Below are 25373 nucleotides of genomic sequence, written 5' to 3'. Positions count from 1 at the left end.
ACATGAAAATATTAGCATTTGCAGGAAGCACCTCTTCCACATCGATCAACAGGGAACTGGTAAAATTTGTTTTGAAAAGTTTTCAGGATGATGAAATTAATTTAATTGATCTGAATGATTTTGATATGCCTGTTTTCTCGGTAGACAGAGAAAAGAGGGGCTTTCCTGATGAAGCGCACCGGTTTCTAAAAGTGATTGAAGAATGTGATGTCATTATCTGTTCTTTAGCAGAGCACAACCGTTCTTATTCGGCTGCTTTTAAAAATGTTTTCGATTGGGCTTCGAGAATCAATGTAAAAGTTTTTCAGAATAAACCGATGCTTCTTATGTCGACTTCTCCGGGAGGTTATGGTGGCGGGAATGTGATGAATACGGCAAAAACGTTCCTTCCGAACTTTGGAGCAGACATCAAAGAAACGTTTTCACTATCTAAATTTTATGAAAACTTTGACCTTGAAAGTGGTGTTATCAATCCGGAAATGCTGAAAGATTTGAATCAAAAAATTGAAAGTTTTAAAAATCAAACTAAATCTTAAAAATCATGGAAATACATAAATATTCTAACGGTGACCTCAATGTAATCTGGCAACCTCAGAAGTGCATTCATGCAGGAGTTTGTGTAAAAATGCTGCCGAACGTTTACAATCCGAAATCAAGACCATGGATTAAAGCTGAAAATGCAAGTTCTGATGAACTGAAAAATCAGATCAGACAATGCCCTTCAGGAGCACTAACATTTGAATTAAATACTGAAAAATAATGGCCGTAACCGTAAAAGCAAGTTTAGGAACTACAAAATATTACACAGAAGTTGTTGCCGGTGAAAATACATTAATAACCGATGAACCCGTTGACAAAGGTGGTCAGAATAAAGGATTCAATCCTTTTGAAATTCTCGCAACATCTTTGGCCAGCTGTACCGCAGCAACATTAAGAATGTACATCGACAGGAAAGAATGGAACGTTGAAAAAATAGACGTAGAAGTCGAACTCGAAAATTTCCCGCTTACGAAATTGGCAATTTTTAAAAGAAACATTAGTTTTGAAGGAGCCGATTTAAGCGAAGAACAACTGAAAAGACTTCACACGATTGCAGATGCTTGTCCGGTACACAAAATATTACTTAACGAAATACAAATTCAAACCAAATTTTCATAAAATGATAGACGTAAAACAAAACAACGACGAAAAACACGGAAGCTTTGAAGCCATAATTGACGGAAACAGAGCCGGATTAATGACTTATACCTGGGCAGGTGAAGACCGCTTCATCATCGATCATACTGAAGTTGAAGAAGCCTACAACGGAAAAGGTGTCGGGAAAGAAATGCTGATCAAAGCTGTAGAGTTTGCAAGACAAAACAATAAAAAAATCATCCCTCTTTGCCCGTTTGCAAAAGCGACATTCCAAAAAAATGAGGATTTGCAGGATGTTTTGTAAAGTTGGGTGATGGATGCTTGATGCTGGAAGTTACTCCCACAGATAACGCAGATTCTCACAGATGATTGAGAATAAAATCTGATATAATTGCCACGAATACACGAATATTTTCTATTTTATTTTAAAAAATGTGCATTCGTGGCATTTTTTAGCTGCTACAATAAAATCTGTGGAAATCTCTGTTATCTGTGGGAGATAAAAAAACAGCCACGAATAAGTGAATTCGATTCTCATTGAAAAAATATTCGTGCATTCGTGACAAATAAATTCCAATCTGTGAAGAAAGAATTTTAATTCATCTTAAAATCCTTTCTTTACGGATTTTTTGTTTTAAACCAAAAGTAGATCCATTTAAATTATAACCCAATCAAAACTTCCATCATCCAGCTTCCAACATCCTACATCTCCACTTCCCAAAAAAAACTATATTTGCTGAAATTAATTTGTAAGCATGAATCCGGGAACGACACTTCTATTATTTGTTTTTGTTTATTTCGTGGGACTTTTGGTGATTTCTTATTTCACAAGCCGAAATTCTGACAACCAGTCTTTCTTTATCGGTAACAAAAAAAGCAAATGGTGGCTCGTTGCCTTCGGAATGATTGGAACCAGCTTAAGTGGCGTTACTTTTATTTCCGTTCCTGGAACGGTCGGAAAAATGACCGGAAGCGAATATATTTTCGGCGGTTTTGAATATTACATGATGGTGATAGGGTTTTTCATCGGTTATTTCATTGTTGCTGCAATCCTTCTTCCACTCTATTATAAAATGAATCTTACCTCAATTTACACGTATTTAGGAAAAAGATTCAACGTTGAGGCTCACAAAATCGGTTCTGTTTTTTTCATCGTTTCCAGAGCAATTGGTGCAACAGCGAGATTATATTTGGTCGTAAATGTTTTACAGATTTTTTTATTGGAAAGTTTAGGAGTTCCTTTTTGGGTAACAGCGTTGGTGCTTTTGTTAATGGTGCTTTTATACACTTTTGAAGGCGGTGTAAAAACGATTGTCATTACAGATACTTTACAGACTTCATTTATGATTATCAGTTTGATTGCTTGTATCATTTATATTTTGTCTAACTTAAATTTATCTTTCGGAGAAGCGTACACTATTTTAGAACAGAAAAATTATACGCATTTTATCAATTTCGACCCCAATTCAAAAACATTTTTCCTGAAAACGATTTTAGGCGGAATTTTTATCACCATTGCCATGACCGGATTGGATCAGGAAATGATGCAGAAAAATATATCGGTTGATAATCTTCAGAATTCAAAAAAAAATATGCTCACTTTCGCTGGAACTCTACTTTTTGTGAATCTTGCATTCCTGTTTTTAGGTGGATTGCTTTATCTTTTTGCCATACAAAACGGTGCAGGTTATTCTCAAATTACAAATATTGTAGACGGTAAAGAAGTCGTTTCTAATATTTTTGGATTTAAAGATGCTTCCGGAAAAATTGTAAACATCATGGGCGATGATTTATTCCCTGCTCTTTCACTTCAAGGGCATTTTCCGATGATTATTTCCGTGATTTTCATCATCGGCTTGATCTCGGCTTTATTTCCTTCTGCAGATGGGGCTTTAACGGCAGTAACAAGTTCGTATTGTGTGGATCTTTTAAATCTTAATGAAGATAAAAACAAGACCGAAAAGGAGAAAAAACGTCTCCGAATGAAAGTTCATTTGACATTTACAGTTGTTTTCTTTATTTTAATTATGGTGTTTAAAGCGATGAATGACAAATCTATTGTTTACCTCATCATGGAAATCGCAGGCTACACTTACGGACCGCTTTTAGGACTTTTTGCCTTCGGAATTTTTACCAAATTTCAGATTTCAAAAAAATATTCTATTCTTTTCGTGACACTTTTAGCCCCGGTTTTAACCTATTTAATCAATTATTTGGTAACAGAAACAACAGATTACAGAATTGGTGTAGAATTAATTATTTTAAATGGATTGCTGACGTTTATTGGGTTGTGGCTCGTGAAGAATAAGAATTATCTGAAAGTAGTTTAAATTTATTTGGGCAGCTATTAACCACCTTCCGCTTCCGCTTTTTTTGTTTTACAAAAAAGAGTTCCGCTCAAGTTGGGCTGTGATTAAAATACATAAAACTTTGTCAAAGATTTACAACTTTGACAAAGTAATAAATCAAAATCCGGAGTAAAGTCCCGGATTTTTGCATTTCCGTAAGCCGACAAAAAATTGTAGATTTGTGTGCAAATAAATCAAAAAGGATGAGTAAAAGTATTGAAGAGCTGAAATCTCTTACAACACAGATCAGAAGAGACATTTTAAGAATGGTTCACGCTGTAAATTCAGGACACCCGGGTGGAAGTTTAGGCTGTACAGAGTACTTCACAGCACTTTACGGTAAAATAATGAACTATAAACTTCCGTTCACCATGGAAGGTAAAAACGAGGATCATTTCTATCTTTCAAACGGACATATTTCTCCGGTTTTCTATTCTACTTTGGCTAGATTTGGCTTTTTCCCGGTAGACGAATTAAAAACATTCAGAAAACTGGATTCTAGATTACAGGGTCACCCGACAACTCACGAAGGTTTGCCGGGAATCCGAATTGCTTCAGGTTCTTTAGGACAGGGACTTTCCGTTGCTTTAGGTGTTGCTCAGGGAAAAAAATTAGATGGTGATAATTCTTTGGTTTATACGCTTCACGGAGATGGAGAATTGCAGGAAGGTCAGGTTTGGGAAGCTTTTATGTATGCAGCCGGGAAAAAAGTTGATAATATTATCTCCACTATCGATTATAACGGACAACAAATCGACGGAAGCACAGAAAATGTACTTTCATTAGGAAATCTTCATGCAAAACTGGAAGCATTTGGATGGACAGTTTTAGAAGAAAAAAACGGAAATGACCTTGAAGCTGTCATTGCGATCCTTGAGAGAGCAAAAACAGAAACAGGAAAAGGAAAACCTGTTGTCATTATTCTTCATACCATAATGGGTAATGGTGTTGATTATATGATGGGAACTCACGCATGGCACGGAAAAGCTCCGAATGATGAACAATTAGATACAGCCTTTAAACAATTATACTTAGAAGCTCCAGCGGATTATTAATATGAATGATGATTGATGAATGATAAACGATTTATCTTAGATCAATTATCGAACATCAATAATCAATTATCTAAAATTTACAGAAATGAAATATACATATACAGAAAAAAAAGATACACGTTCAGGTTTCGGAGCTGGTTTAGCTGAACTGGCAGATAAAAACCCAAATGTTGTTGCCCTTTGTGCAGATCTTATCGGCTCTTTGAAAATGGAAAAATTCATCGAGAAAGCTCCTGAAAGATTTTACCAGGTTGGTATTGCAGAAGCAAACATGATGGGTCTTGCTGCAGGTTTAAGCATCACAGGAAAAATTCCTTTTACGGGAACTTTTGCTAATTTTTCTACTTCAAGAGTGTATGATCAGATTCGTCAGTCGATCGCTTATTCAGATAAAAACGTAAAAATCTGTGCTTCTCACGCAGGTCTTACTTTAGGGGAAGATGGTGCAACACACCAGGTTTTGGAAGACATCGGTATGATGAAAATGCTTCCTGGAATGACGGTAATCAATCCGTGTGACTACAACCAGACAAAAGCTGCAACGCTTGCCATTGCGGATCACCACGGACCGGTTTATTTAAGATTCGGAAGACCGACTGTACCCGTTTTCATTCCGGAAGATATGCCTTTCGAAATCGGAAAAGGAATTATGCTTCAGGAAGGAACTGATGTAACGATTGTTGCAACAGGCCACTTGGTTTGGGAATCTTTGGTTGCTGCAGACGAGCTTGAAAAAGAAGGAATTTCTTGTGAAGTCATCAATATTCACACGATCAAACCTCTGGACGAAGAGATTATTTTGAAATCAGTTGAAAAAACAGGTAAGATTGTAACCGCTGAAGAGCACAATTATCTTGGCGGAATGGGAGAATCTATCGCCGGAATGTTGGCAAGAAGAAGACCTACAAGACAGGAATTTGTTGCAGTAAACGATACTTTTGGAGAATCTGCTACTCCTGCTGAATTGATGAAGAAATATAAAATCGATGCTGCTGCGGTGAAAGAAGCGGTAAAAAGAATTTTAGCATAATATTTTTTTCAATATACATTGAAAAGCATCCAGATTTGGATGCTTTTTTATTTTCTGCTTCTTATTAGATTTTCGCAAAGATGTAAAGAACTTTTATGCATAAAACAAAAATCTTATTTTCTTTCGCCTTAAAGCAATATTAAAATTAAAAATACTTTAGCCTTGCGATTTTTCAACAAAAATTTTTCTCTTATTTAAGATCTAAACTTTCTGTCTTCTTCTTTTATCGCCAAATCATTAATGCTCGCATATCTTTTTGCCATTAAGCCATTCTCATCAAATTCCCAGTTTTCATTTCCGTAAGCTCTTACCCAATTGCCTTCTTTTGTTTGGTATTCATACTCAAAACGAACAGCGATGCGATTTTCGGTATGTGCCCAATATTCTTTTTTCAGCTTATAATTCAGTTCCCTTTCCCATTTACCGCTGAGAAATTTTACAATCTCTTCTCTGCCATTCACAAACTGATCTCTGTTTCTCCATTCGCTGTCTACCGTATAAGCTTTGGAAACTCTTTCCGGATCTTGGCTGTTCCAGGCATCTTCTGCCAACTGGATTTTCTCAATAGCCGTTTCTAAGGTGAACGGCGGAAGTGGATGTTTCTGTTCCATTTTTTTATTTAATTAAATTGATAATAATTTTTTTTGATTTTTCTATTAATTCATTGGATCTGAAAAGCTGACTTTCAATAATACTGCTTTCAAAAAGTAAATAAATGTGATCTGAAAGACCTGAATCTTTTATCAGTTCAGAAAAGTAATTTCTAAGATCTTTTTTATGATTTTGTATAACGCTCAGGATTTTCACATTATCCATTGGTATTTCAGATAAAATATTCAGAAAACTACAGCCTCTGAAATTTTCTTTTTGATTCATTTCAATTAAAAAATCGAAGCAAGAAATGAGTTTTAATTTCATGTCTTTTTCTTTCGATACAAAGCGGTTGAGTTCATTAAACCAATAATCATGTCTGACATTCAGAAACTCGACACACAGATCTTCTTTCGATTTAAAATACTGATAAAAGCTTGCCTTTGCTACATTCGCTTCAGCTACAATCTGATTAATCCCGGTAGAATTATATCCTTGTTTGGCAAACAGTTCGAAAGTGGTTGCAATAATTCTTTCTTTTGGAGTTGACATGTTTAATTATTTTTAACAAGTCAAAGATAGATCAAAATCACAAAAACAGACAGACTATTCTGTCTATAATTATAATAAAGATTTATCAATAATATCTTTGGTAAACATTATAAACTTTTAAGTTTAATTTTAAACTAGAACATATTTATCAGCAATATATAATAAGAAAAGCGGACTAAAGTCCGCTCCTATTGATTTTAAAATTTATTAGATTATCTCTGCTTTTTTAAAATAAACTATCTGAAAAACTTCCATTTCGGAATAATTGCCAACATCCCAAATCCGGTAAATAAGAACAGATTGGTAACATCAGAGTACAGGAATGTTGAAAGATAATAGTTGTGCATAAAGAAGTGCATCAGAAGCATTACAGGAAATAATACAATACCGATTTTTCGGTAGAAATACATCAGTACAATTCCTAAAATCATCAAGGCATCAACAGAAAAAATAATATAAAAATATCCGTTGGGAATATTGAGTTCTTTATGCTGCAAATATTCGTCAAAATCGAGCCCGATTCCCATAAAAGTAAACAATAGCAAAGAAGCCAATGCTAATATAAAACCCCATCCTTTCTTCGGATCTTCATCAAAATAACTGTATTCTTTGTATTCTTTTTCCATAGTACAAAAATAAAGAACTTATGAATGATTTCATAAGTTCTTCGGTATTTATATCGTCTAAAATTTGATTAAATCGAGATTGCGTTGATCAATCTGTTTTTGTCGCTAAGATATTCTTCCATAGAGATCATACTTTCAGTTCTCATTACGTCCTGAATGTCGTCAATTTGGTAGATAATTCTTTTAGCGTCGTTAGTATTTTTAGCTCTAACCTTACAGAAAATGTTGTATTTTCCTGAGATAACGCTAGCTTCAATAACGTTTGGAATACTTGATAACTCTTTCAAGACCTCTTGTGTACGGTTTGATTTTGTTAAAAGAATTCCGATAAAAGCTGTGAAATGGTAATCTAGTTTACCATAATCAAGATTAAGAGATGATCCTAAAATAATACCTGCATCTTCCATTTTCTTCACTCTTACGTGAATTGTACCCGCAGAAACATCCATCTGCTTAGCAATTTCTGTAAAAGGCATTCTTGTATTTTCTACTAAGAAATCAAGAATTTTCTTGTCTATTTCGTCCAGTTGATAGTTCATATATAGTGAAATTATATTTTTCTTAAAAAATGTATAAATTTTTTACAAAATTAAAAAAAATAATTAAACTAAAAAAATAATATCAAATATTAACAATAATTAACATGGATGATAAAAATCATTAAAAATTCCGAACTATTTACCGCCTGATTTTACAGAATCTGTTTTTATTTCGTCATCGTCGTCCAATTCTTTTTTTCTGTTTTTCTTCTTTTTGAACAAAGAATTGAAGCTTTTACTCCAAACGATACCACCTCCATAAGCTTGATTTGCAGAACCATTCGTTCCTACCGTTCCTACACCCATTCCGATATTGGTTGGTTTAGAATATCCTCGTAGGAGAAGCGTACCATCGTTTTTCTTAGAAATATCATATTCAATAGTACCTTCACCGGAAAGATAATTGTTGTTTGTGTTATCCGTCTTGGAAAGAGGAATTCCTAAACCTGTTTTTACTGTAACTCTCGGTGATAAATCAAAGCTAACTCCTGCATTCGCTCTGTCACCATTATTTGAAAACTGATCATTACCTTTTACATAATTAAGGTCAATCTGGAATTCGCTACTCAACGTATTTAGTACTGAACCAACCTGTTTCAAAATCATGTTATAACCCGAAGATTCCGCAACACCTGCCGCATCAAAAACTAAACCTCCGGTATTTGTAACGTTAAACATATTCAAAAGAAGTATAGAACTGAACTGCAGAACGTTTTCCCCTTCGGTTTGGTTAATTTTTGCTGCCAGAGTTTCTTTTACTTGACTAGAAACATCCAGAGCGGTAACATTAAGAGCAATTTTCGGATCTGTTAAAGTATTGGTAATATTAGCCTGCAACATAACACTTATAGGCTGCAGTTGTCCCATATTTAAATATTGACCGGCATTGGAAACCATTCTTACATAATTGGCTGAAATATCCAAATTGGGTTCCATTGCATTACCATCCCATCTGATGCTGCTGTTTTTCTGAATCTGGAACGTTCTGTTCAGAATTGCTTTAGATACAAAAGTTCCGCTATCCACCATATATGTTCCGTTCATGGCAATATTCCCTTGGCGATTCATCTGGAAACGCAGATTATTCGCCATTCCCTTCACAGAAATATTTCCAACATCATCTCCCACCAAAACATTCACCGTCGTTCCTTTATCAACATCAAGATTGAAATCAATATTCATATTGGCTCCGGTACGTTTTTTATCTTCGAGAGTTACCAGACCGTCTTTTCCTTCTTTTAAGAACCTCAGCATTTTGAATTCTTCCACATTTGAGGTTGAGCCTGAATTAAAAGTAAATGTACTTCCGTTCAGTGCTTTCATATTCGGTGTAGAAAGATTTAAAGCAGAAACCGGTCCGTCAACATAAAGATCACCCTGCCCATAAACCCTTCCCCAGAATAAATCATAATCTTTCTGAGTGGTATTCAGCATTAATAAATTATCGGCTCTCATAACTAGGTTGACTCCCATTGAAGATAATGTTTCAAACTGTATCGCCCCGGAAATTGTTCCCTGTGAATTTGATCTTCCGTCGTGAACCGCAATATTGTTCAAAATCGCAAGACCTTTCGAAAGCGGAATTACCGTATCATCAAAAGAATAATCAACTCCGGTAAACAGAAGCTTCAAACCAAACTCTTTTAAAGCAATATCTCCACTGTAATCAAGATTTTTAAGCGTCCCGTTGATTCTGAGATCACCCGTTGCCTTTCCTCTTAAATTTCCAAAAACACTCTGTACAAACTGTTGTGTAAATGCAAGATCAAAATCTCTAAGCTCAGTTACAAAATCGATGGTCGGTGAAGGAGTATTGTTATTGACGGTTCCCGTTAAATGAAGATTATTATTACCAATTACTCCTGCCGAAGAAACTTTTACGTCAACATCGTAAACATTCAGAGAAAAACCATTCACTGCAGAAATTGAAAGATCACCCATATCATTCCCATTCATCATAATATCGTCAACAGTAAGATCTACCAATGGCTGCAACGTACTTTTATCCATTTTAATCTTCACATTACCATTTGCGAGACCTTTAATATCCATCGGGTTTCCGCCGGATTGCATTTCGAGAATCTTTTCAATCTGAAAATTCTGAACTTCTGCGTCAACATAAAAATCTTTAGCAGATTTAAATGTAGACTCATTAATTAATAACGAACTGTCATCGGAAAAAATCCTCAGATTATGAATTTCAAAATCACTTGTGCCTTTGCGATAACTTATATAATGATCAAGTGCAGGATTAGTATCGACCGCCCATTTTACATTATTAAAATTAACTTCAGTCGGTTCAAATCTAAAAACATAGTCTCCAGCAGGATTGGTTGACTGATTGAAGTTAATCGCATAATTCTTCATATTATCGTTAACCTCATCATCAGGACTTCCATGTTGGAAATTTGTCGCGATTCTTAAAATGCTATTATTCTCATTTTTACCGGTAAGCGTAATGTTTTTAAGAATATTCTTATTGTATTCGAGACGGCTGATTTTTGCATAAAGCTGCTGGTCTGTGTTTGCGGTATTAATTCTTACCATGACACTGTCAACCATGGCACTGTCGCGGGTGACCATAATTCGGTCATCAAGCTTATAGTAAGGATTCGCTTCAGCCAAAGCTCGATCAGCATCAGTGATTTCCTCTTTCTTGGTCATTACATATTTTAAGGCGGAAGCGTCGAGATTCAGAATTAAATTATTAGAGTTCCCATCATATTCCCCTTCCACTTTAGCGCCTTGAGGAAGCTTCAAATCTGGTAAAAAATAAGCAACTAGCCCTTGTTCAATATCAAAATTCATTGCAAAAGCCTGTCCGCGATATAATTTTCGAGGTTCAGGACCAACAAGAATCTTTCCTAGACCATTTTCAACCATTCCTGCTAAATCGGCAAGATTGTATTTCCCAGAAATCTTTCCGTTAACAGCACCCGGTGCATCTACCAAAATAGAACGTTCTCCGTTTTCGACAAACGTTTTAAGTTTCGCATTCGGAATATGATATTTCTGATCAGCTGCAGCAAAATTTACATTAGAAGCCTCAACATCCAAATTCAAATCATTGATGTTTGACATCGCCATTTTCCCGGTCACATTACCACTGACAACCTGACTTCCGGCTTTACCCGTAAAATAATTCATGTTTAGATAATTGACATCAGCATTGACATCGGCAGAAATTCTTGATGTACTGAAATCGATTAAACCTTTTACCGTAGCTTTTGCCTGCTCGTCATTTACTGTGATCAAACCGTTATATTTTCTGTGATCCAAAAGACCGTCGAGAACTACATTATTGATTTCTTTATTCATGATTTCAATACTTGAAATCTGAGATTTTGTGCTTAGACGCATGGTATTGACATCAAAGCTTTGTCCGTCTAAATTAAATTTACCGGAAATCAAACCAACTGCTTTACTTTTAGTAATTACCGAAGTATTCAGATCGTTGACTTCTGCATAACCTTTATATTTAGGCAAAGTAGAACTATAATCGGTTAGAGAAAAATTAGAAATTTTTGTCTGCCCTATTCCCGTCATTAAATTTCCTGATGAAACATAAACCTGTTTTGGAGTGACTCTTGCCGTTCCGTTATATTTTAGCTTACCAAAATCATCTGCAAAGTTTTTCATCTTTGAAGAAATGAATTTTGGCATCATTGCTTTCAGATCTTTATACGTAAAATCTGCTGAAAGATCATTGGTTTCGATATTGAAATTACCTTTCAACAAATCTTTAGCTTTCAGTTTTTTTGTCGCAATATTTACACTCGGATTTCTGATCAGGAAATTTTCTAAAGTGAAATTATTCAGAGGCCCGGTCATTTTTCCGCTCGCATTAAACGGAATAAAATTATCCCAATTCGTCACGAAATAAGAAATGTCATAGCCGCTTATCTGGCTTCCCAGTTTCATATTCATGTCCCATTTCACCTTATTGGTAAAATCAGCCCACGAACCTTTATTTAAATTAAATTTTATATCTCCCTGAAGAAGAGAATGGTCTGTATTTAAAGTAAGATCTCCCAACGCAAGAAAATCTTCCGTCATTGAAAAATCGGTTGAAAAAGTTTCTACAAAATGAGATTTCCCCCATCTTTTGGTAACAAAAGTGAAGTTATCAATCCTTGCATTGATGTCAGCTCCGTTGACTTTAACTTTTGGAGCTATTAGATTGACATTGTCTGCAGTAAGCCATTTACCGGGTTCACCCGGTGAGTTTTGATTGACGATAGAGACTTTAGAATTTAAAATTTCAAGTCTTGCATTCAATTGAAAGGGCGGTTTTTGGGGATCTCGCTTTTTACCGCTATCGAAAAGCTGTGTAAATCTGATAAAATTGGAAATACTGTCGCCTTTATAGGTAATAACCTTTATATCTGCATCATTAAGCGTTAACCCGTTAAAGCTTAAAGAATTATTTTTGCCAATATTGGTAGCTAAAGAAAACCAGTCGGAATTGGCTTTAAATTCTCTTACTTTTATAAAATCTAAATCTTTGTAATCTTTTATTCTTAAACCTTTAATGGTAACATCTCCGAAAAAGTCTACTTCTACACTTTCGGTAGACATTTTAGCTTTAAAATCTTTGTTGACGATCTGCAGAGCCTGATCTGCAGCCCATCTTTTGGTAACCGGCAGATTGATCGCAATAAAAACAAGTACAACGATTGAAAGAAGTGTCCAGAAGAGAATCAATAATAATTTTGCCCACCAAGAATAGCTGACAACATCTTTTGCGGCCTGTTTACCAAATTCCTGAGCAGTATCTATCGGATGTTGTATAGCGTCGGAAGCCAGTTCAGAAGCTTCTTTCACAGTCTCCTGAACATTTTCTACGGTCTTTTGCACCTGATTTCCCAGGTTTTCAGCTACCGATTTTTTGTTCTCATTTTCGTTATTATTCTCTAACTTTGCCATTATTATGAGCGACTCTATAATTTTAGGTATCGAGTCATCTTGCGATGACACTTCAGCAGCTATTATCAAAGGAAATTCTATTCTTTCAAACATTGCAGCCAATCAGGAAATCCACAAAGAATATGGTGGAGTTGTTCCCGAACTAGCTTCCCGTGCTCATCAGCAGAATATTATTCCCGTTGTTGAAAAATCTATACTCAAAGCAAATATACAACAAAATGCAATCTCCGCCATAGGCTTTACAAGAGGTCCCGGACTTTTGGGCTCGCTGCTTGTAGGAACGTCTTTTGCCAAGTCGCTCGCCATGAGTTTAGATGTTCCTTTAATAGAAGTGAATCACCTTCAGGCGCATATTTTAGCGCACTTCATCGACGATGCAAATCCTATGCCGCCCAAATTCCCGTTTTTATGTCTTACCGTAAGTGGTGGTCATACCATGATTGTTTTGGTGAAAGATTATTTTGATATGGAAATTATCGGAAAAACAATCGATGATGCAGCCGGTGAAGCATTCGATAAAATCGGGAAAATTTTCGATTTAGATTATCCTGCAGGCCCGATTATTGACCGATTGGCGAAAGAAGGAAATCCCGATGCTTTTAAATTTAATAAGCCTAAATTAGACAATTACGATTATTCTTTCAGCGGAATTAAAACTTCGGTTCTCTATTTTATTCAGAAAGAAGTAAAGAAAAACCCTGATTTCATAAAAGAAAATATGAATGATTTATGCGCTTCGGTACAGAAATGCATCATTGAAATTTTGATGAATAAACTGGAAAAAGCTGCTAAAGATTTAGACATTAAAGAAGTTGCGATTGCGGGTGGAGTTTCTGCCAATTCTGCGTTGAGAAAAGTAATGCAGGACAATCACGAAAAATTAGGCTGGAATATTTACATCCCTAAATTTGAATACACGACTGATAATGCAGCGATGATTGCAATGGTGGCACAATTGAAATTTGAAAGAGGCGAATTTACAGATTTGAGAACTACAGCAACCTCAAAATACGATTTATAATGAAAATATTATTAGAAGAAAAAATACTCGGCACACAATCCAAAAAGAATTCAAAGTATTATTGGGTTTTGGAAACGGTTACCGGAAAAAATGAAGCAAAAGAACAGACTGAAGAAGATGATTATCTAATGGTAAGTTCAGAAACAGGATTTATTCAAAATATAAAAGAAGAAATTATTGAGAAAATTAATGCTGAAAATGTTTTCAATTTTGACTTTGAACCAAAAGAAGGAGATTATTTATCCATCAAAAATAATTTAAGGAAAAAGGAATATTTAAATCTAATTTTCATGAATAATGCTTGGATTGAAGAAATCTATATGTGCTCATATCGTGATTGTGAAGGAGATATTTATACAACAATAAAAACCGGAGTGGCATTTATAAGCGAAAATGAGATATTTTTCTAAAAGATTTTACGTCATTTTACTTTATTAAAAATAAGCCAGATTCTAAATATTCCATTTTATGAAACTTTTTTTTGGAGAAATCAATAACGGAAAAGCAATTATTAATGATGAAGAGCAACAGCACATCGTAAAAGTTCTTCGCATGAAAGATGGAGAAGAAATTTTTGTGACTGACGGGAAAGGAAATTTGGCTTCCGGAACATTAATTATTGAAGGAAAAAAAGCAGGAATTGATATTACCGAAATCAAAACTGAAACAACTGATTTTAATCCGAAACTTCATATTGCGATTGCTCCCACAAAAAACATTGACAGAATTGAGTTTTTTGTTGAAAAAGCTGTAGAAATGGGAATTTCTGAGATTACGATTCTTCAGACAGAAAAAACGGAACGCAAGAATATTAATATTGACAAAATCAGGAAACAGGCAATTGCAGCATCCAAGCAAAGTTTGAGATTTCATTTTCCGATTATTAATGATTTGATTAAATTACCTGACTTTCTAAAAAATATTGATTCTGAAACAACTTTTGTAGCACACTGCAACGAAAATTTAGAAAGAATTAATTTAAATAAAATTCCAGCATTAGAAAACTACACTTTTCTAATTGGTCCGGAAGGAGATTTTTCGGATAAGGAAATCATGTTTTTAGCTGAAAAAGGAATTAAGGCCGTCTCTCTTGGAAATCAACGCTTAAGAACAGAGACAGCCGGAGTTTTTGTGGCAGCATGGAATTATAATACAATGATTTAAGTAGTCTTTTCTTTAAATCTTTTTATTGGCCAAGTTATTCCAATCTGAAGGGTATTGATTGGAAAATTCTCAACTTTCAGCAGTCTAAAATTATATCCGACAGTAAGCTTCCCACCACCGCCGCCAAAACCAAAGTAAGGCATAATTCGTGGGATTACTTTTTCAAAATTGGTCTGAAACTGAACTTCGGCTCCTAAAGCTATTCCTGCGCTGGAACTCACACCAATTTTAGGAGCCATAAAAAAACCATGGCGGTTATTAATAATAAAGTCACTTCCTGCATACAAAACTCTTGCAGCACCGTGATTTCCTCCATACTCAATGATTCTGGCAAAAACAACTTCAATAATGTGCATTTGTGATGCTCTGAATGTTTCGGTATTATCTTTTGCATCACCTGCATAATGATAACCGATTAATATTGCAGGAGTAGTTATGGTTTGAAATCTTCTATGAGATAATGTATCAAATTTCAATTGTGAAAACAAACTTCCTGATAAAAGCAAAAACAAAAAAGGAAATAATCTCGACATGATGATTTAAAATTTTAATAATAACTTTTAAAAGCTGAAATTATTGTCTCTTAGGAATTTTTCAAAAATCTGTTCCCCGCTTCGCATTGAGTTTACTGCCCAACGGATTTTCATTCTCAGCAGTTTTTCTTCATTCAGTTTGTAATCAATATTAGATTTTAGAAGTTTTTGTTTCAATTCATACATACAAATTGAGGCCGCCACAGATACATTAAAACTTCTCGTAAAACCATACATCGGAATCGCCAGAGTTTCATCTGCAAAATCTAAAATTTCTTCAGAAACACCTTGCATTTCAGTTCCGAAAACCAAAGCGATTGGTTGGGTAATTTCGTATTCAGGTAAAAACTTTGCATTCTTTTCTAATGAAACGGCAACCATTTTATAACCTCTGTCTTTAATTTGCTGAAAAGAATCCATATTTCTTGGAAGTTTTTCGACTTCAACCCATGTATCGGCACCTTTCGTTACTCTTAAATTAGGTTCAAAACTGTATTCTTCCTGCAAAGCCACCACCTTATGAAAACCGCAGGCTTCAACAGAACGTACAATTGCTGCAGCATTTCTGAACTGATAAATATCTTCGATCACGGGAAGGATAAAATCTGAACTTTCAGGGGCGAAATGTTCTATCTTTCTTAATCTTTCTTCCGTTAAAAACTGCTGCAAATACTCGTAAGTTTTCTCTAAATCTTTCATCTTCTTTCAAATCTTTGCAAATTAACGTAATTTTGAAATTCTAAGAAAAGTTTACATGAAAAGAAAAGTCCTGTTGATTTATACCGGTGGAACGATTGGTATGGAAAAAGATTACGAAACCGGAAGTCTCCGTGCGTTTGATTTTGGAAACATTTTTGAAAAAATGCCCGAAATGAAGCTTATGGAATGTGAAGTTTTCGTCCATCCTTTCGCAAAACCACTCGATTCATCAGATATGGGACCTGAAGAATGGCGAATGATTGCCAATCTGATTTTTGATAACTACAAAAAATATGATGGTTTTTTAATCCTCCACGGAACGGATACGATGTCTTACACCGCTTCGGCATTGAGTTTCATGTTAAAAGGTCTTACGAAACCGGTTATTTTAACCGGATCACAGCTTCCCATCGGAGATTTAAGAACCGATGCGAAAGAAAATCTTCTGACGAGTTTGTATTACGCAAGTCTTTACGAACACAATGATGCGGTTATTCAGGAGGTTGCAATTTATTTTGAATATAAATTATTGCGTGGAAATCGTACTTTAAAGTATTCCGCAGAGTATTTTGATGCGTATGCAAGTCCGAACTACCCTATTCTTGGGCAATCCGGGGTTCATTTGAAAATTGAGAAAGATAATTTGTTCAGACCGGATCCGAGAATTGAATTTCATGTAGATCATCATATTTCTGAAAACGTTCTTTTCTGGAGAATTTTCCCGGGTATGAAGCTTAATCATTTTCAGGAAATTCCCAAAATGAAAGTGCTAATCTTGCAGGTTTTCGGTTCGGGAACAATTTTCAGCAGCGAAAAAACGTTGGAAACTTTACAACAAATCAGAAATAACGGAACTGAAATCGTAGTGGTAAGCCAGTGTATTTCAGGTGGAATTTCTTTTGGTAAATATGAAAACTCTAATATTTTTGCAAGAATCGGAGCCATTAGCGGAAGAGATATGACCGCGGAAGCGGCCATTACCAAAGCGATGCATTTGATTGACAATCCTAATTACAAGGGAAGTTTTGCCGATAATTTCTCATGGAATCTTTGTGGAGAAATAAGTGAGTAATTTTAAATTAAGAATTTGCTAATTCAATAAAATAGCCTATTTTTGCAGTCTTCAAAACATAGAGAGGTGTCCGAGTGGTTGAAGGAGCTACCCTGGAAAGGTAGTATGCGGGTAACTGTATCGAGGGTTCGAATCCCTTCCTCTCTGCAAAAGCGTTGATTTTCAACGCTTTTTTTGTATTTTATTTCGAATATTATTCGTTTAAAAATCTTTAAAGTGTTTACAAAAAATAAACTCTCATTTCTGAGAGCTTATTTATTTAAAAAATTCATTAAATAATTTATTCTTTAATGAATTTTTTCTAACCAAAGTAAAACCATTTTGAATATCAATTACTTAAATTCCATTAAGAAATATAGATAACAGATTCCAAAATTTAATAGTTGATTACTTCTTAATAAACTTAGATTTAAGCAAATCTTTTCCTTTATCTTCAATAGCAATCACATAAGTACCTTTTGTCAATGCTGAAACGTTAATTATTCCTCCATTCATATATCCCTTACTTACTAACTGCCCCGCAACGTTATAAATTTTATATAATGCTTTATCTGAAACTTTTGTTACTTTTAAGAAATCTGTCGCTGGGTTGGGATAAATATTTATATCATTCTTTGTACTTACCTCAGATGTTGACAAAGAAGCAGCAACAATAGTAACCCTCCCGTTACCCGAAGTATCAGGATTAGAAACAAAACCGGATTGACCATACTGTATAGTTGCACCACCCGTTACACCGCCAACATAGGAAGAACCACCGCCACCGGCTCCTCCCCAGTGACCGCTACCACCACCATAATATCCACCGCCACCAGCAGTACCACCCAAAGTCCCTGTATAGTTCCCACCAGTTCCTAATGCTCCAGCTAAAGAATAAGAGGGTATCCCTCCAGTTGCAGATGTACCTCCTGCGGTTTGGCTTCCACCACCACCTGCATAAGTTACTCCGCGACTACTTCCTCCATTACTTCCTGCAGCACCGCCTCCGTCACCTCCATTTCCAGTATAAGTACTATAACCAGTACCGCCGCCACCACCGCCAGCAACAATTATTCTGTCTGCATAGGTAGTATTTTGAGTAGTCCTGATATCAGTTCCACCACCGCCAGTTCCACCGTTATAACCCGTACTGTACGTGCCTAAACAGCCTCCACCGCCATTCCATCCACCTGGTGTTGAACTCGTTGCCGTACTTCCTTTACCTCCAACATAAATATAATAAGTTGTGGAACTAGTAACCAGTAAAGTTCCTGTACTATATCCACCTTTACCGCCTGTTCCCCTAAGTGCATCACCTCCATCAGCTCCCCACATTTCTATCTGATATGAACCTGCGGCAAGGGTTACCGATTGTACCGTTCCTGTATAAGAGAAAGTCTGTGCCTGTATTTGAGTAACAGACAAAATAGCACCAAATAATATTAAAAAAGAGGCTTTAGTTTTTAATCCCCATATTTTAAGTTTCGATTCTTGTGTAATTTTTTTCATGATTTTAATTTTAATGTGTAAACATATTCTTTAAACCAATTGCTCCCATTTTCACCGTTAAATTGGCGATTTGGTTCGCGCTTGAGGCTTTCATATAAACAGCCACTATATTTCCTGACGGATATACAGCAGTAAAATCAGACGGAGAATATATCCATTGTCTGAAATTGGAAGTTGTCTCACTTGTAAATAACATCGTATTATTTGTATAATGAGCACTACCATCATACTCATGGTGCAACCCAAAACTTTGTATTGATAGTTAAATGGCTAGAAAAAAATAAATAGGTTTTTCACATTTACATAATTATTATTAATCAAACATTAAATTCATTATTCGTTTAAATAAATGTGTTTTTACTAGATTATTTTTGCTATTGATTTTAGGTTGAATTAAAGAAAAAAGGATTTGTAATGTTGTAAAGATGTTGTTTCATAGGCTATCATATTTAAATGTTAAAATATTGAATTAATAAACATATACATCATATATAATTAAAAATTAAATATATGAAAATAAATAATACGAAATATTTAATAAAACAGATAAACTTCATATATTCTCTTTTACTGTGAAAATCATGATAACTATAAGCTTATTCTGAACATTTATACCAGCAACCTTCCTCTCTGTAAAACAAAATCCAGATCAATTGATCTGGATTCTTGCTTGAAATACACTTTGATAAAATACATTTCGACAATATAATGATGTATGAATGTTTGGTATTTTAATGATGGTCTTCTTTCATAGCCCATTGCAGCAATTATTTGAGCTCATTTTTCTTGTTTCAGCGGCGCGGCTTCGCCGCGCCGCTGAAACAAGAAAAATAGCGAGTGTGGAAAGCGGGATTAAGCTCCTAAAAAACTAATTACAAACCGTAAGAAAAGTCTGGTTTCTCATATGAACCTTCATCATCGCTTCTGAGCGCAGTTCGCTGTAAATACTTTGCTGAAAAGCTTCTACACCTTTTAGTTTATAGTCGATAAAATCTGCAATTCTTACAACAGAAAAATAAAAGTTTCTGTACAGCGAAATATCGACCGTATTACCAAAAGAAGGAAGAAAGGCCTTTAAAAATGGTATTTTTTTCTGATGCAAATCGTAATCCGGACAAAAACCAGTTTTTTCTTTTGCCGTGATAATTTCATAATGGTTGATATAATCCAGAATCGTCTCATTTTCTCTCACTGAAAGCTTATTCTTCTGAAAATAGTGATGAATTCTGTCTAAAATATGCTGTGCATATTCCATCATCGTAATGGTTTTCATCTCGGAAACATTATTAATTCCTGTTTTGAAGTTTTTTGCGTTGGCGTGATTCATATTGAATGAAATTCCAAAATTTTCATGATACGGAAAGAAGTTGTTTTTTATTTCAATAACCGCATCCGCTTGCAATCTATCTTCAGAAAAATTATAACACAAATATGGTTTGTACATTTCTTTCAGATGAAGCAGGAAGTCTGTTTCACTGGTATTCTGATCATTTTCAAACCATTTTTCAAGATTATTATAATATTGCTTTTCGAATTCTCTGAAACTTAAATAAAACGGGATTTCCATAGCTCTTTATATTTTATATGGCAAAGCTAATGGCGTAAAGCGTCAAAACTTGACGTGTTTTACTTTACGATAAATATTTATAGAAAAATAGTTTTTCAGCTGAGAAAGTTGTTTGGTTACAAACAAAGTGTTGGAGACATCCGTCGTTCGTCGAAGGTTCCCTGCAAGTTGCGGGAGACTTGCTGCACTCTCCGGAAGTTCCCAACAAGTTGCGGGGAACTTCCTGCGTTCGCAGTTGGTCACAAACAGTGTTGTTTTAAACTTTCGCAGTACACAGGAGATTACAAACAAGATTGTTTTGCAAATAATGATCTATTTGAATTAAAAAAGTCCGGCTCCGAAAACAGAACCGGACTTCACGATTGAAATAATGATATATGATATAAAAAAACTTATTTCCAGCCGCCGCCTAAGCTTTTATAAATGTCGACAACGGTGCTTAACTGTTTTTCTTTAGCTTCAATGAGCTCCATTTTTGCATCCAGAGCATCTCTTTGGTTGAGTAAAACTTCCAGATAATCTGCTCTTGAGTTTTTGAAAAGCTGATTCGCAATATCAATAGACTGATCTAAAGCCTGGGTTTCCTGTGACTTCAGCTGATAATACTGATCGATATTTTTCACTTTCGACATCAGGTTTGAAATATCCAGATAGGCATTCAGAATCGTTTTGTCATATTCATACAAAGCCTGAATCTGTTTTGCATCGGCGGTCTGAAAATTTGCTTTAATCGCACTTTTATTAATCAGCGGACCTGCCAGTTCGCCCACCAAATTGTAAGCAATGGATTCCGGCATTTTAACTAAATAAGAAGGTTTAAAAGCTTCCAATCCTAAAGTTGCAGAGATTTCCAATGTAGGATAAAATTCTTTTCTTGCCGCTTCAACGTCTAATTTAGCAGCTTTTAATTCTAATTCAGCCTGTTTGATATCGGGACGGTTTGCCAATAACTGTGACGGAATTCCTGTATAAACCGTTTGTGGAATAGTTGACATAAAGCTTTCTTTTGTTCTCACAATCGGTTGCGGATAACGACCACAAAGCGCATTGATCTGATTTTCTTTTTCTGTAATCTGTTGACGGATTGTATATTCAGTTGCTTTAGATTTTGCCAGTTCAGCCTCAAACTTTTTCACTGCCAATTCCGTTGCTGCAGCCGCCTGTTTTTGGATTTTTGAAATCTCCAAAGCCCTTGTCTGCAACTTAATGTATTGTTGAATAATATCCAACTGATTATCTAATGCTAATAATTCGTAATAATTATCTGCTACTTCCTCAATCAGATTTGAAAGGACAAAATTCTTTCCTTCTACTGTTGACAAATAATGAGCTACTGCAGCATCTTTTTCATTTCTAAGCTTTTTCCAGATGTCGATTTCCCAGTTTGCCATTAAACCAGCTTCGAAATTACCAAGCGGATCGGGCATTTCTTTTCCGGGCTCGATTTCTGTGGTTGCATCTCCTGCTCCTTCACTTGTGTAACGACCCGCTTTTTTCACTCCGGCTCCCAATCCTGCACTTACTGTTGGCGAAAGCTTTCCTTTTTTAGCAGCGATTCCGCTTTTGGCAATTTCAATTTCCTGGAGCGTAATCATTAATTCCTGATTATTTTTCAGGGAAGTTTCAATTAATGCCACTAAATTCGGATCTGTAAAAAACTGTCTCCACGGTGTTGTTCCGCTATTACTGTTTGCATCCTGCTGCTCATTCTGATTAAAATTTTCAGGAATATTATTTTTTACTTCGTCCTGAATCACAGTTGCCATCGGAGCTTTACAACTCGCCAAAAAAAGCGAGATGGAAATGGCTGCAATATATTTATTATAAATCTTCATGTTTATCATCGTGTTGATAAGGTTCTGTTTGTTCTGTTAATGGATTTTCCTCTTCATATTTTGCCAGTCTGGTTTTGTCTGCAATCGTTCCGAAAATGTAATACAATCCAGGAATAATCATTAGTCCGAAAACGGTTCCTAAGAGCATTCCACCCGCTGCAGCAGTACCAATCGTTCTGTTTCCTACCGCTCCCGGTCCGGTTGCTAGTACTAATGGAATTAACCCCGCAACAAAGGCAAATGAAGTCATCAAAATTGGTCTGAAACGCACTGCAGCTCCTTCAATAGCTGCTTTTGCAACCGAAATTCCTTCTTCGGCTTTTTTCTGAACCGCAAATTCGATAATCAATACGGCATTTTTACCTAAAAGTCCGATAAGCATGACCATAGCAACCTGTGCGTAAATGTTGTTTTCTAAACCTAAAAGTTTTAAACATAAAAAAGCTCCGAAAATCCCTGTTGGTAATGAAAGAATTACAGGTAAAGGAAGAATAAAGCTTTCATACTGCGCCGAAAGAATTAAATAAACAAATCCTAAACAGATTAAGAAAATGTAAACAGCTTCGTTTCCACGACCAACTTCATCTTTAGAAATTCCTGCCCAGTCGATTCCGAAACCTCTCGGTAACGTTTTATCCGCAACTTCCTGGATCGCTTTAATCGCCTGTCCGGAACTGTAACCCGGAGCCGGAGTTCCGCTTACTTCCGAAGAATTGTACATATTGTGACGTGTGATTTCTGAAAGTCCGTACACTTTTTCCATGTGCATGAAGTCTGAATACGGAACCATTTGGTCTTTATCATTTTTCACATACAATTTCATTAAATCACTCGGTAAAGCTCTATATTGCGGACCTGCCTGAACAATTACTTTATAAGGTCTGTCGAAACGGATGAAACTGGTTTCGTAATTTGAACCGATTAAAGTTGATAAATTATCCATTGCTTTTTCGATACTCACGCCTTTCTGTTCGGCTAAATCATTATCAATTTTAAGCATATATTGAGGGAAACTCGCGGAATAGAATGTAAATGCAGAACCTAATTCCGGACGTTTCTTCAATTCTTTCACAAAATCAGTACTTACCTGCTCCATTTTCTGATAATCTCCACTTCCTGCTTTATCGAGAAGTCTTAATTCAAATCCTCCTGCAGCACCATAGCCTGGAATTGACGGCGGCTGGAAGAATTCAATATTGGCTCCCGGAATATTTTTGGCTTTTTCTTCAAGCTTTTCAATGATTTCGGCGGCAGATTCTGAACGTTCTTCCCAACTTTTAAGGTTAATCAAACATGTTCCTGAGTTTGAACCTGTTCCTTCCGTCAGGATTTCGTAACCCGCAAGAGATGAAACAGACTGTACTCCGTCAATATCTTCAGATTCTTTCAATAATTCTCTTGCAATCTGATTTGTTCGTTCTAAAGTAGAACCCGGCGGCGTCTGAATAATCGCATAAATCATTCCCTGGTCTTCACTCGGAATAAATCCTGAAGGCAGTGAGTTGCTTAAAAAGTAAGTACACGCACAGAAAATCAGCAATAAAGGAAGCGTAATGAATTTTTTAGTTACTGTTTTGTTCAATAACTTTTCATATTTTCCAGCTCCTTTATTGAATACGTTGTTGAATTTATCTAAAAGAATCGTAATCGGACTTTTCTTCTTAGCTTTTCCGTGGTTATTTTTAAGAATTAAAGCACATAAAGCCGGAGTTAAAGTTAATGCCACAACTCCCGAAAGAATGATTGACGAAGCCATTGTAATCGAAAACTGACGGTAGAAAACTCCAACCGGACCCGACATAAATGCCACCGGAATAAATACCGCTGCCATAACCAAAGTGATGGCGATAATTGCTCCACTGATTTCATGCATTGCTTCTTCAGTTGCCTTTAATGCAGAAAGTCCTTTCTCTTCCATCTTGGCATGGACAGCTTCAATCACTACAATCGCATCATCGACGACGACCCCGATTGCCATTACCAAAGCGAAAAGTGAAATCATATTTAAAGTAATTCCAAAAGCGGACATTACTGCAAAAGTTCCTACCAAAGAAACCGGAACTGCAATTGCCGGAATCAAAGTAGAACGCCAATCTCCCAAGAATAAAAACACCACAATTGCCACCAAAATAAAGGCTTCAAATAAAGTGTGAACTACTTTTTCAATCGAAGCATCCAAAAATCTTGAAACGTCATAACTGATATCATAATGCATTCCTTTCGGGAAGTTGGTTTTCTCCAATTGCGCCATCAACGTTTTTACATTTTTGATAACGTCACTTGCATTCGAACCATACGACTGTTTAACAGTGATTGCGGCAGATGGTTTTCCGTTTAATGTAGAATAAATATCGTACATCGAAGAACCAAACTCAATATCGGCAACATCTTTTAACCTAACAAATTCTCCGGCAGATTTAGCTTTAAGAATAATATTTCCGTAATCTTTTTCATTATTAAAACGTCCGGAATATTTTAGAATGTACTCAAAAGACTGAGAACGTTTTCCTGAACTCTCACCAGTTTTCCCGGGAGAAGCTTCTAAACTTTGCTGGTTCAAAGCTTCCATTACTTCATCTGCTGAAATATTATAAGCTGTCAATCGATCTGGTTTCAGCCAAATACGCATTGCATATTCTCTCGTTCCCAAAATATCGGCAAAACCTACTCCGCTTACCCTTCTCAGTTCAGACATTACGTTGATATCGGCATAGTTGAAAAGGAATTTCTGGTCAGCTTTCGGATCGTCACTGTACAGGTTAATGTACATCAACATATTCGGTTCTTCACGGGTAATTTTTACCCCTTCACGCACAACCAAAGGCGGAAGTTTATTGACGGCAGAAGAAACACGGTTTTGAACATTTACTGCTGCAACGTTCGGGTCTGTTCCCAGATCGAAAACCACCTGAATGGAAGTTTCACCGTCGTTTCCGGCGTCTGAAGTCATGTATTTCATTCCAGGAACACCGTTTAATGAACGTTCCAAAGGAATCACAACGGCTTTAACCAGCAATTCGTTGTTCGCTCCGGGATAGGTTGCGGTAATATTTACTTTTGGCGGAGAAATCGCAGGAAACTGTGTAATCGGAAGTTTCATTAACGATAAAACTCCCATAAATACAATAATCAGCGAGATTACAATCGACAGAACAGGTCTGCGTATGAATTTTTTAAACATAAAAATGTT

23 protein-coding genes and 1 tRNA gene are annotated in these 25373 nt (G+C 35.8%); 12 read left to right on the top strand and 12 right to left on the bottom strand.

Annotation, left to right across the window (positions count from 1 at the left end; all coding sequences use genetic code 11):
• The first annotated feature begins 2 nt into the window (after positions 1–2).
• The 7 genes from BM371_RS10615 to BM371_RS10585 all read left to right on the top strand — a co-directional run bounded on the left by BM371_RS10615 (position 3) and on the right by BM371_RS10585 (position 5570).
• Positions 3–536 (top strand): NADPH-dependent FMN reductase, encoded by a 534-nt coding sequence (locus BM371_RS10615; RefSeq protein ID WP_034674095.1) that lies wholly within the window; start codon positions 3–5, stop codon positions 534–536.
• Between the two features lie 5 nt (positions 537–541).
• Positions 542–760 (top strand): (4Fe-4S)-binding protein, encoded by a 219-nt coding sequence (locus BM371_RS10610; RefSeq protein WP_228376709.1) that lies wholly within the window; start codon positions 542–544, stop codon positions 758–760.
• Positions 760–1158 (top strand): OsmC family protein, encoded by a 399-nt coding sequence (locus tag BM371_RS10605; RefSeq protein ID WP_034674093.1) that lies wholly within the window; start codon positions 760–762, stop codon positions 1156–1158. Before BM371_RS10610 ends, BM371_RS10605 begins: the two co-directional genes overlap by 1 nt.
• Before the next feature lies 1 nt (position 1159).
• Positions 1160–1441 carry a GNAT family N-acetyltransferase gene (locus BM371_RS10600; protein ID WP_074958685.1) on the top strand — a complete coding sequence of 94 codons (282 nt, stop codon included), beginning with the start codon at positions 1160–1162 and terminating at the stop codon, positions 1439–1441.
• Between the two features lie 451 nt (positions 1442–1892).
• Complete coding sequence (locus BM371_RS10595) at positions 1893–3467, top strand: sodium:solute symporter (protein ID WP_034674092.1); 1575 nt, start codon at positions 1893–1895, stop codon at positions 3465–3467.
• Positions 3468–3688: 221 nt separating this feature from the next.
• Entirely contained in the window at positions 3689–4540 is an 852-nt protein-coding gene (locus tag BM371_RS10590) for a transketolase (protein ID WP_034674090.1), read from the top strand.
• Between the two features lie 85 nt (positions 4541–4625).
• Positions 4626–5570, top strand: coding sequence for a transketolase family protein (locus BM371_RS10585; protein ID WP_034674088.1), 945 nt, complete (start codon positions 4626–4628; stop codon positions 5568–5570).
• Positions 5571–5764: 194 nt separating this feature from the next.
• Here the strand turns inward: BM371_RS10585 and BM371_RS10580 are convergent, their stop codons facing one another.
• The 5 genes from BM371_RS10580 to BM371_RS10560 form a co-directional block, all read right to left on the bottom strand.
• Positions 5765–6181, bottom strand: coding sequence for a nuclear transport factor 2 family protein (locus BM371_RS10580; RefSeq protein WP_034674087.1), 417 nt, complete (start codon positions 6179–6181; stop codon positions 5765–5767).
• 4 nt (positions 6182–6185) lie between these two features.
• Positions 6186–6713 (bottom strand): TetR/AcrR family transcriptional regulator, encoded by a 528-nt coding sequence (locus BM371_RS10575; RefSeq protein WP_034674085.1) that lies wholly within the window; start codon positions 6711–6713, stop codon positions 6186–6188.
• A 236-nt stretch (positions 6714–6949) separates the two neighbouring features.
• Complete coding sequence (locus tag BM371_RS10570) at positions 6950–7339, bottom strand: hypothetical protein (protein WP_034674083.1); 390 nt, start codon at positions 7337–7339, stop codon at positions 6950–6952.
• Positions 7340–7407: 68 nt separating this feature from the next.
• On the bottom strand, positions 7408–7878 hold the full coding sequence (locus BM371_RS10565) for an Lrp/AsnC family transcriptional regulator (RefSeq protein ID WP_034674082.1): 471 nt from the start codon (positions 7876–7878) through the stop codon (positions 7408–7410).
• Between the two features lie 135 nt (positions 7879–8013).
• Positions 8014–12804: a translocation/assembly module TamB domain-containing protein gene (locus tag BM371_RS10560; RefSeq protein WP_034674080.1), complete on the bottom strand. Its 4791-nt coding sequence runs from the start codon at positions 12802–12804 to the stop codon at positions 8014–8016.
• Between the two features lie 4 nt (positions 12805–12808).
• Here BM371_RS10560 and tsaD point away from each other — a divergent pair, with 4 nt between their 5' ends.
• The 3 genes from tsaD to BM371_RS10545 are packed head-to-tail and all read left to right on the top strand — an operon-like array spanning position 12809 to position 14989.
• The gene (tsaD, locus tag BM371_RS10555; RefSeq protein WP_034674077.1) at positions 12809–13825 is read left to right on the top strand and encodes a tRNA (adenosine(37)-N6)-threonylcarbamoyltransferase complex transferase subunit TsaD; all 1017 of its coding nucleotides are present in this window, start codon (positions 12809–12811) and stop codon (positions 13823–13825) included.
• A complete protein-coding gene (locus BM371_RS10550) occupies positions 13825–14235 on the top strand; it encodes a hypothetical protein (protein ID WP_034674075.1) in 411 nt (136 codons plus the stop codon). Before tsaD ends, BM371_RS10550 begins: the two co-directional genes overlap by 1 nt.
• A 58-nt stretch (positions 14236–14293) precedes the next feature.
• Positions 14294–14989 (top strand): RsmE family RNA methyltransferase, encoded by a 696-nt coding sequence (locus BM371_RS10545; RefSeq protein ID WP_034674073.1) that lies wholly within the window; start codon positions 14294–14296, stop codon positions 14987–14989.
• Here the strand turns inward: BM371_RS10545 and BM371_RS10540 are convergent.
• Both BM371_RS10540 and BM371_RS10535 read right to left on the bottom strand, forming a co-directional pair.
• Positions 14986–15522: a hypothetical protein gene (locus tag BM371_RS10540; RefSeq protein ID WP_034674071.1), complete on the bottom strand. Its 537-nt coding sequence runs from the start codon at positions 15520–15522 to the stop codon at positions 14986–14988. The genes BM371_RS10545 and BM371_RS10540 overlap by 4 nt on opposite strands.
• A 27-nt stretch (positions 15523–15549) precedes the next feature.
• Positions 15550–16221 (bottom strand): TrmH family RNA methyltransferase, encoded by a 672-nt coding sequence (locus tag BM371_RS10535; protein WP_034674069.1) that lies wholly within the window; start codon positions 16219–16221, stop codon positions 15550–15552.
• A gap of 55 nt (positions 16222–16276) precedes the next feature.
• Here BM371_RS10535 and BM371_RS10530 point away from each other — a divergent pair, with 55 nt between their 5' ends.
• Together BM371_RS10530 and BM371_RS10525 are read left to right on the top strand one after the other, a co-directional pair.
• Positions 16277–17293 (top strand): asparaginase, encoded by a 1017-nt coding sequence (locus BM371_RS10530; protein WP_034674067.1) that lies wholly within the window; start codon positions 16277–16279, stop codon positions 17291–17293.
• A gap of 60 nt (positions 17294–17353) precedes the next feature.
• Positions 17354–17440 (top strand) — tRNA-Ser (locus BM371_RS10525).
• Positions 17441–17680: 240 nt separating this feature from the next.
• On the opposite strand, the gene BM371_RS10520 is transcribed toward BM371_RS10525, so the two are convergent.
• The 5 genes from BM371_RS10520 to BM371_RS10500 all read right to left on the bottom strand — a co-directional run bounded on the left by BM371_RS10520 (position 17681) and on the right by BM371_RS10500 (position 25364).
• Positions 17681–18781, bottom strand: coding sequence for a glycine-rich protein (locus BM371_RS10520; protein ID WP_051882614.1), 1101 nt, complete (start codon positions 18779–18781; stop codon positions 17681–17683).
• A gap of 10 nt (positions 18782–18791) precedes the next feature.
• Positions 18792–18977: a hypothetical protein gene (locus BM371_RS10515; protein ID WP_034674066.1), complete on the bottom strand. Its 186-nt coding sequence runs from the start codon at positions 18975–18977 to the stop codon at positions 18792–18794.
• Positions 18978–19649: 672 nt separating this feature from the next.
• Complete coding sequence (locus tag BM371_RS10510; protein ID WP_034674064.1) at positions 19650–20348, bottom strand: hypothetical protein; 699 nt, start codon at positions 20346–20348, stop codon at positions 19650–19652.
• Between the two features lie 392 nt (positions 20349–20740).
• Positions 20741–22183 carry a TolC family protein gene (locus tag BM371_RS10505; RefSeq protein WP_034674062.1) on the bottom strand — a complete coding sequence of 481 codons (1443 nt, stop codon included), beginning with the start codon at positions 22181–22183 and terminating at the stop codon, positions 20741–20743.
• The gene (locus BM371_RS10500; protein ID WP_034674060.1) at positions 22170–25364 is read right to left on the bottom strand and encodes an efflux RND transporter permease subunit; all 3195 of its coding nucleotides are present in this window, start codon (positions 25362–25364) and stop codon (positions 22170–22172) included. Before BM371_RS10500 ends, BM371_RS10505 begins: the two co-directional genes overlap by 14 nt.
• Between the last annotated feature and the right edge of the window lie 9 nt (positions 25365–25373).

Origin of the sequence: Chryseobacterium formosense (genome assembly GCF_900116415.1) — a bacterium.
Lineage (GTDB): Bacteria > Bacteroidota > Bacteroidia > Flavobacteriales > Weeksellaceae > Chryseobacterium > Chryseobacterium formosense.
This window is presented reverse-complemented; position numbering and strand designations above follow the sequence as displayed.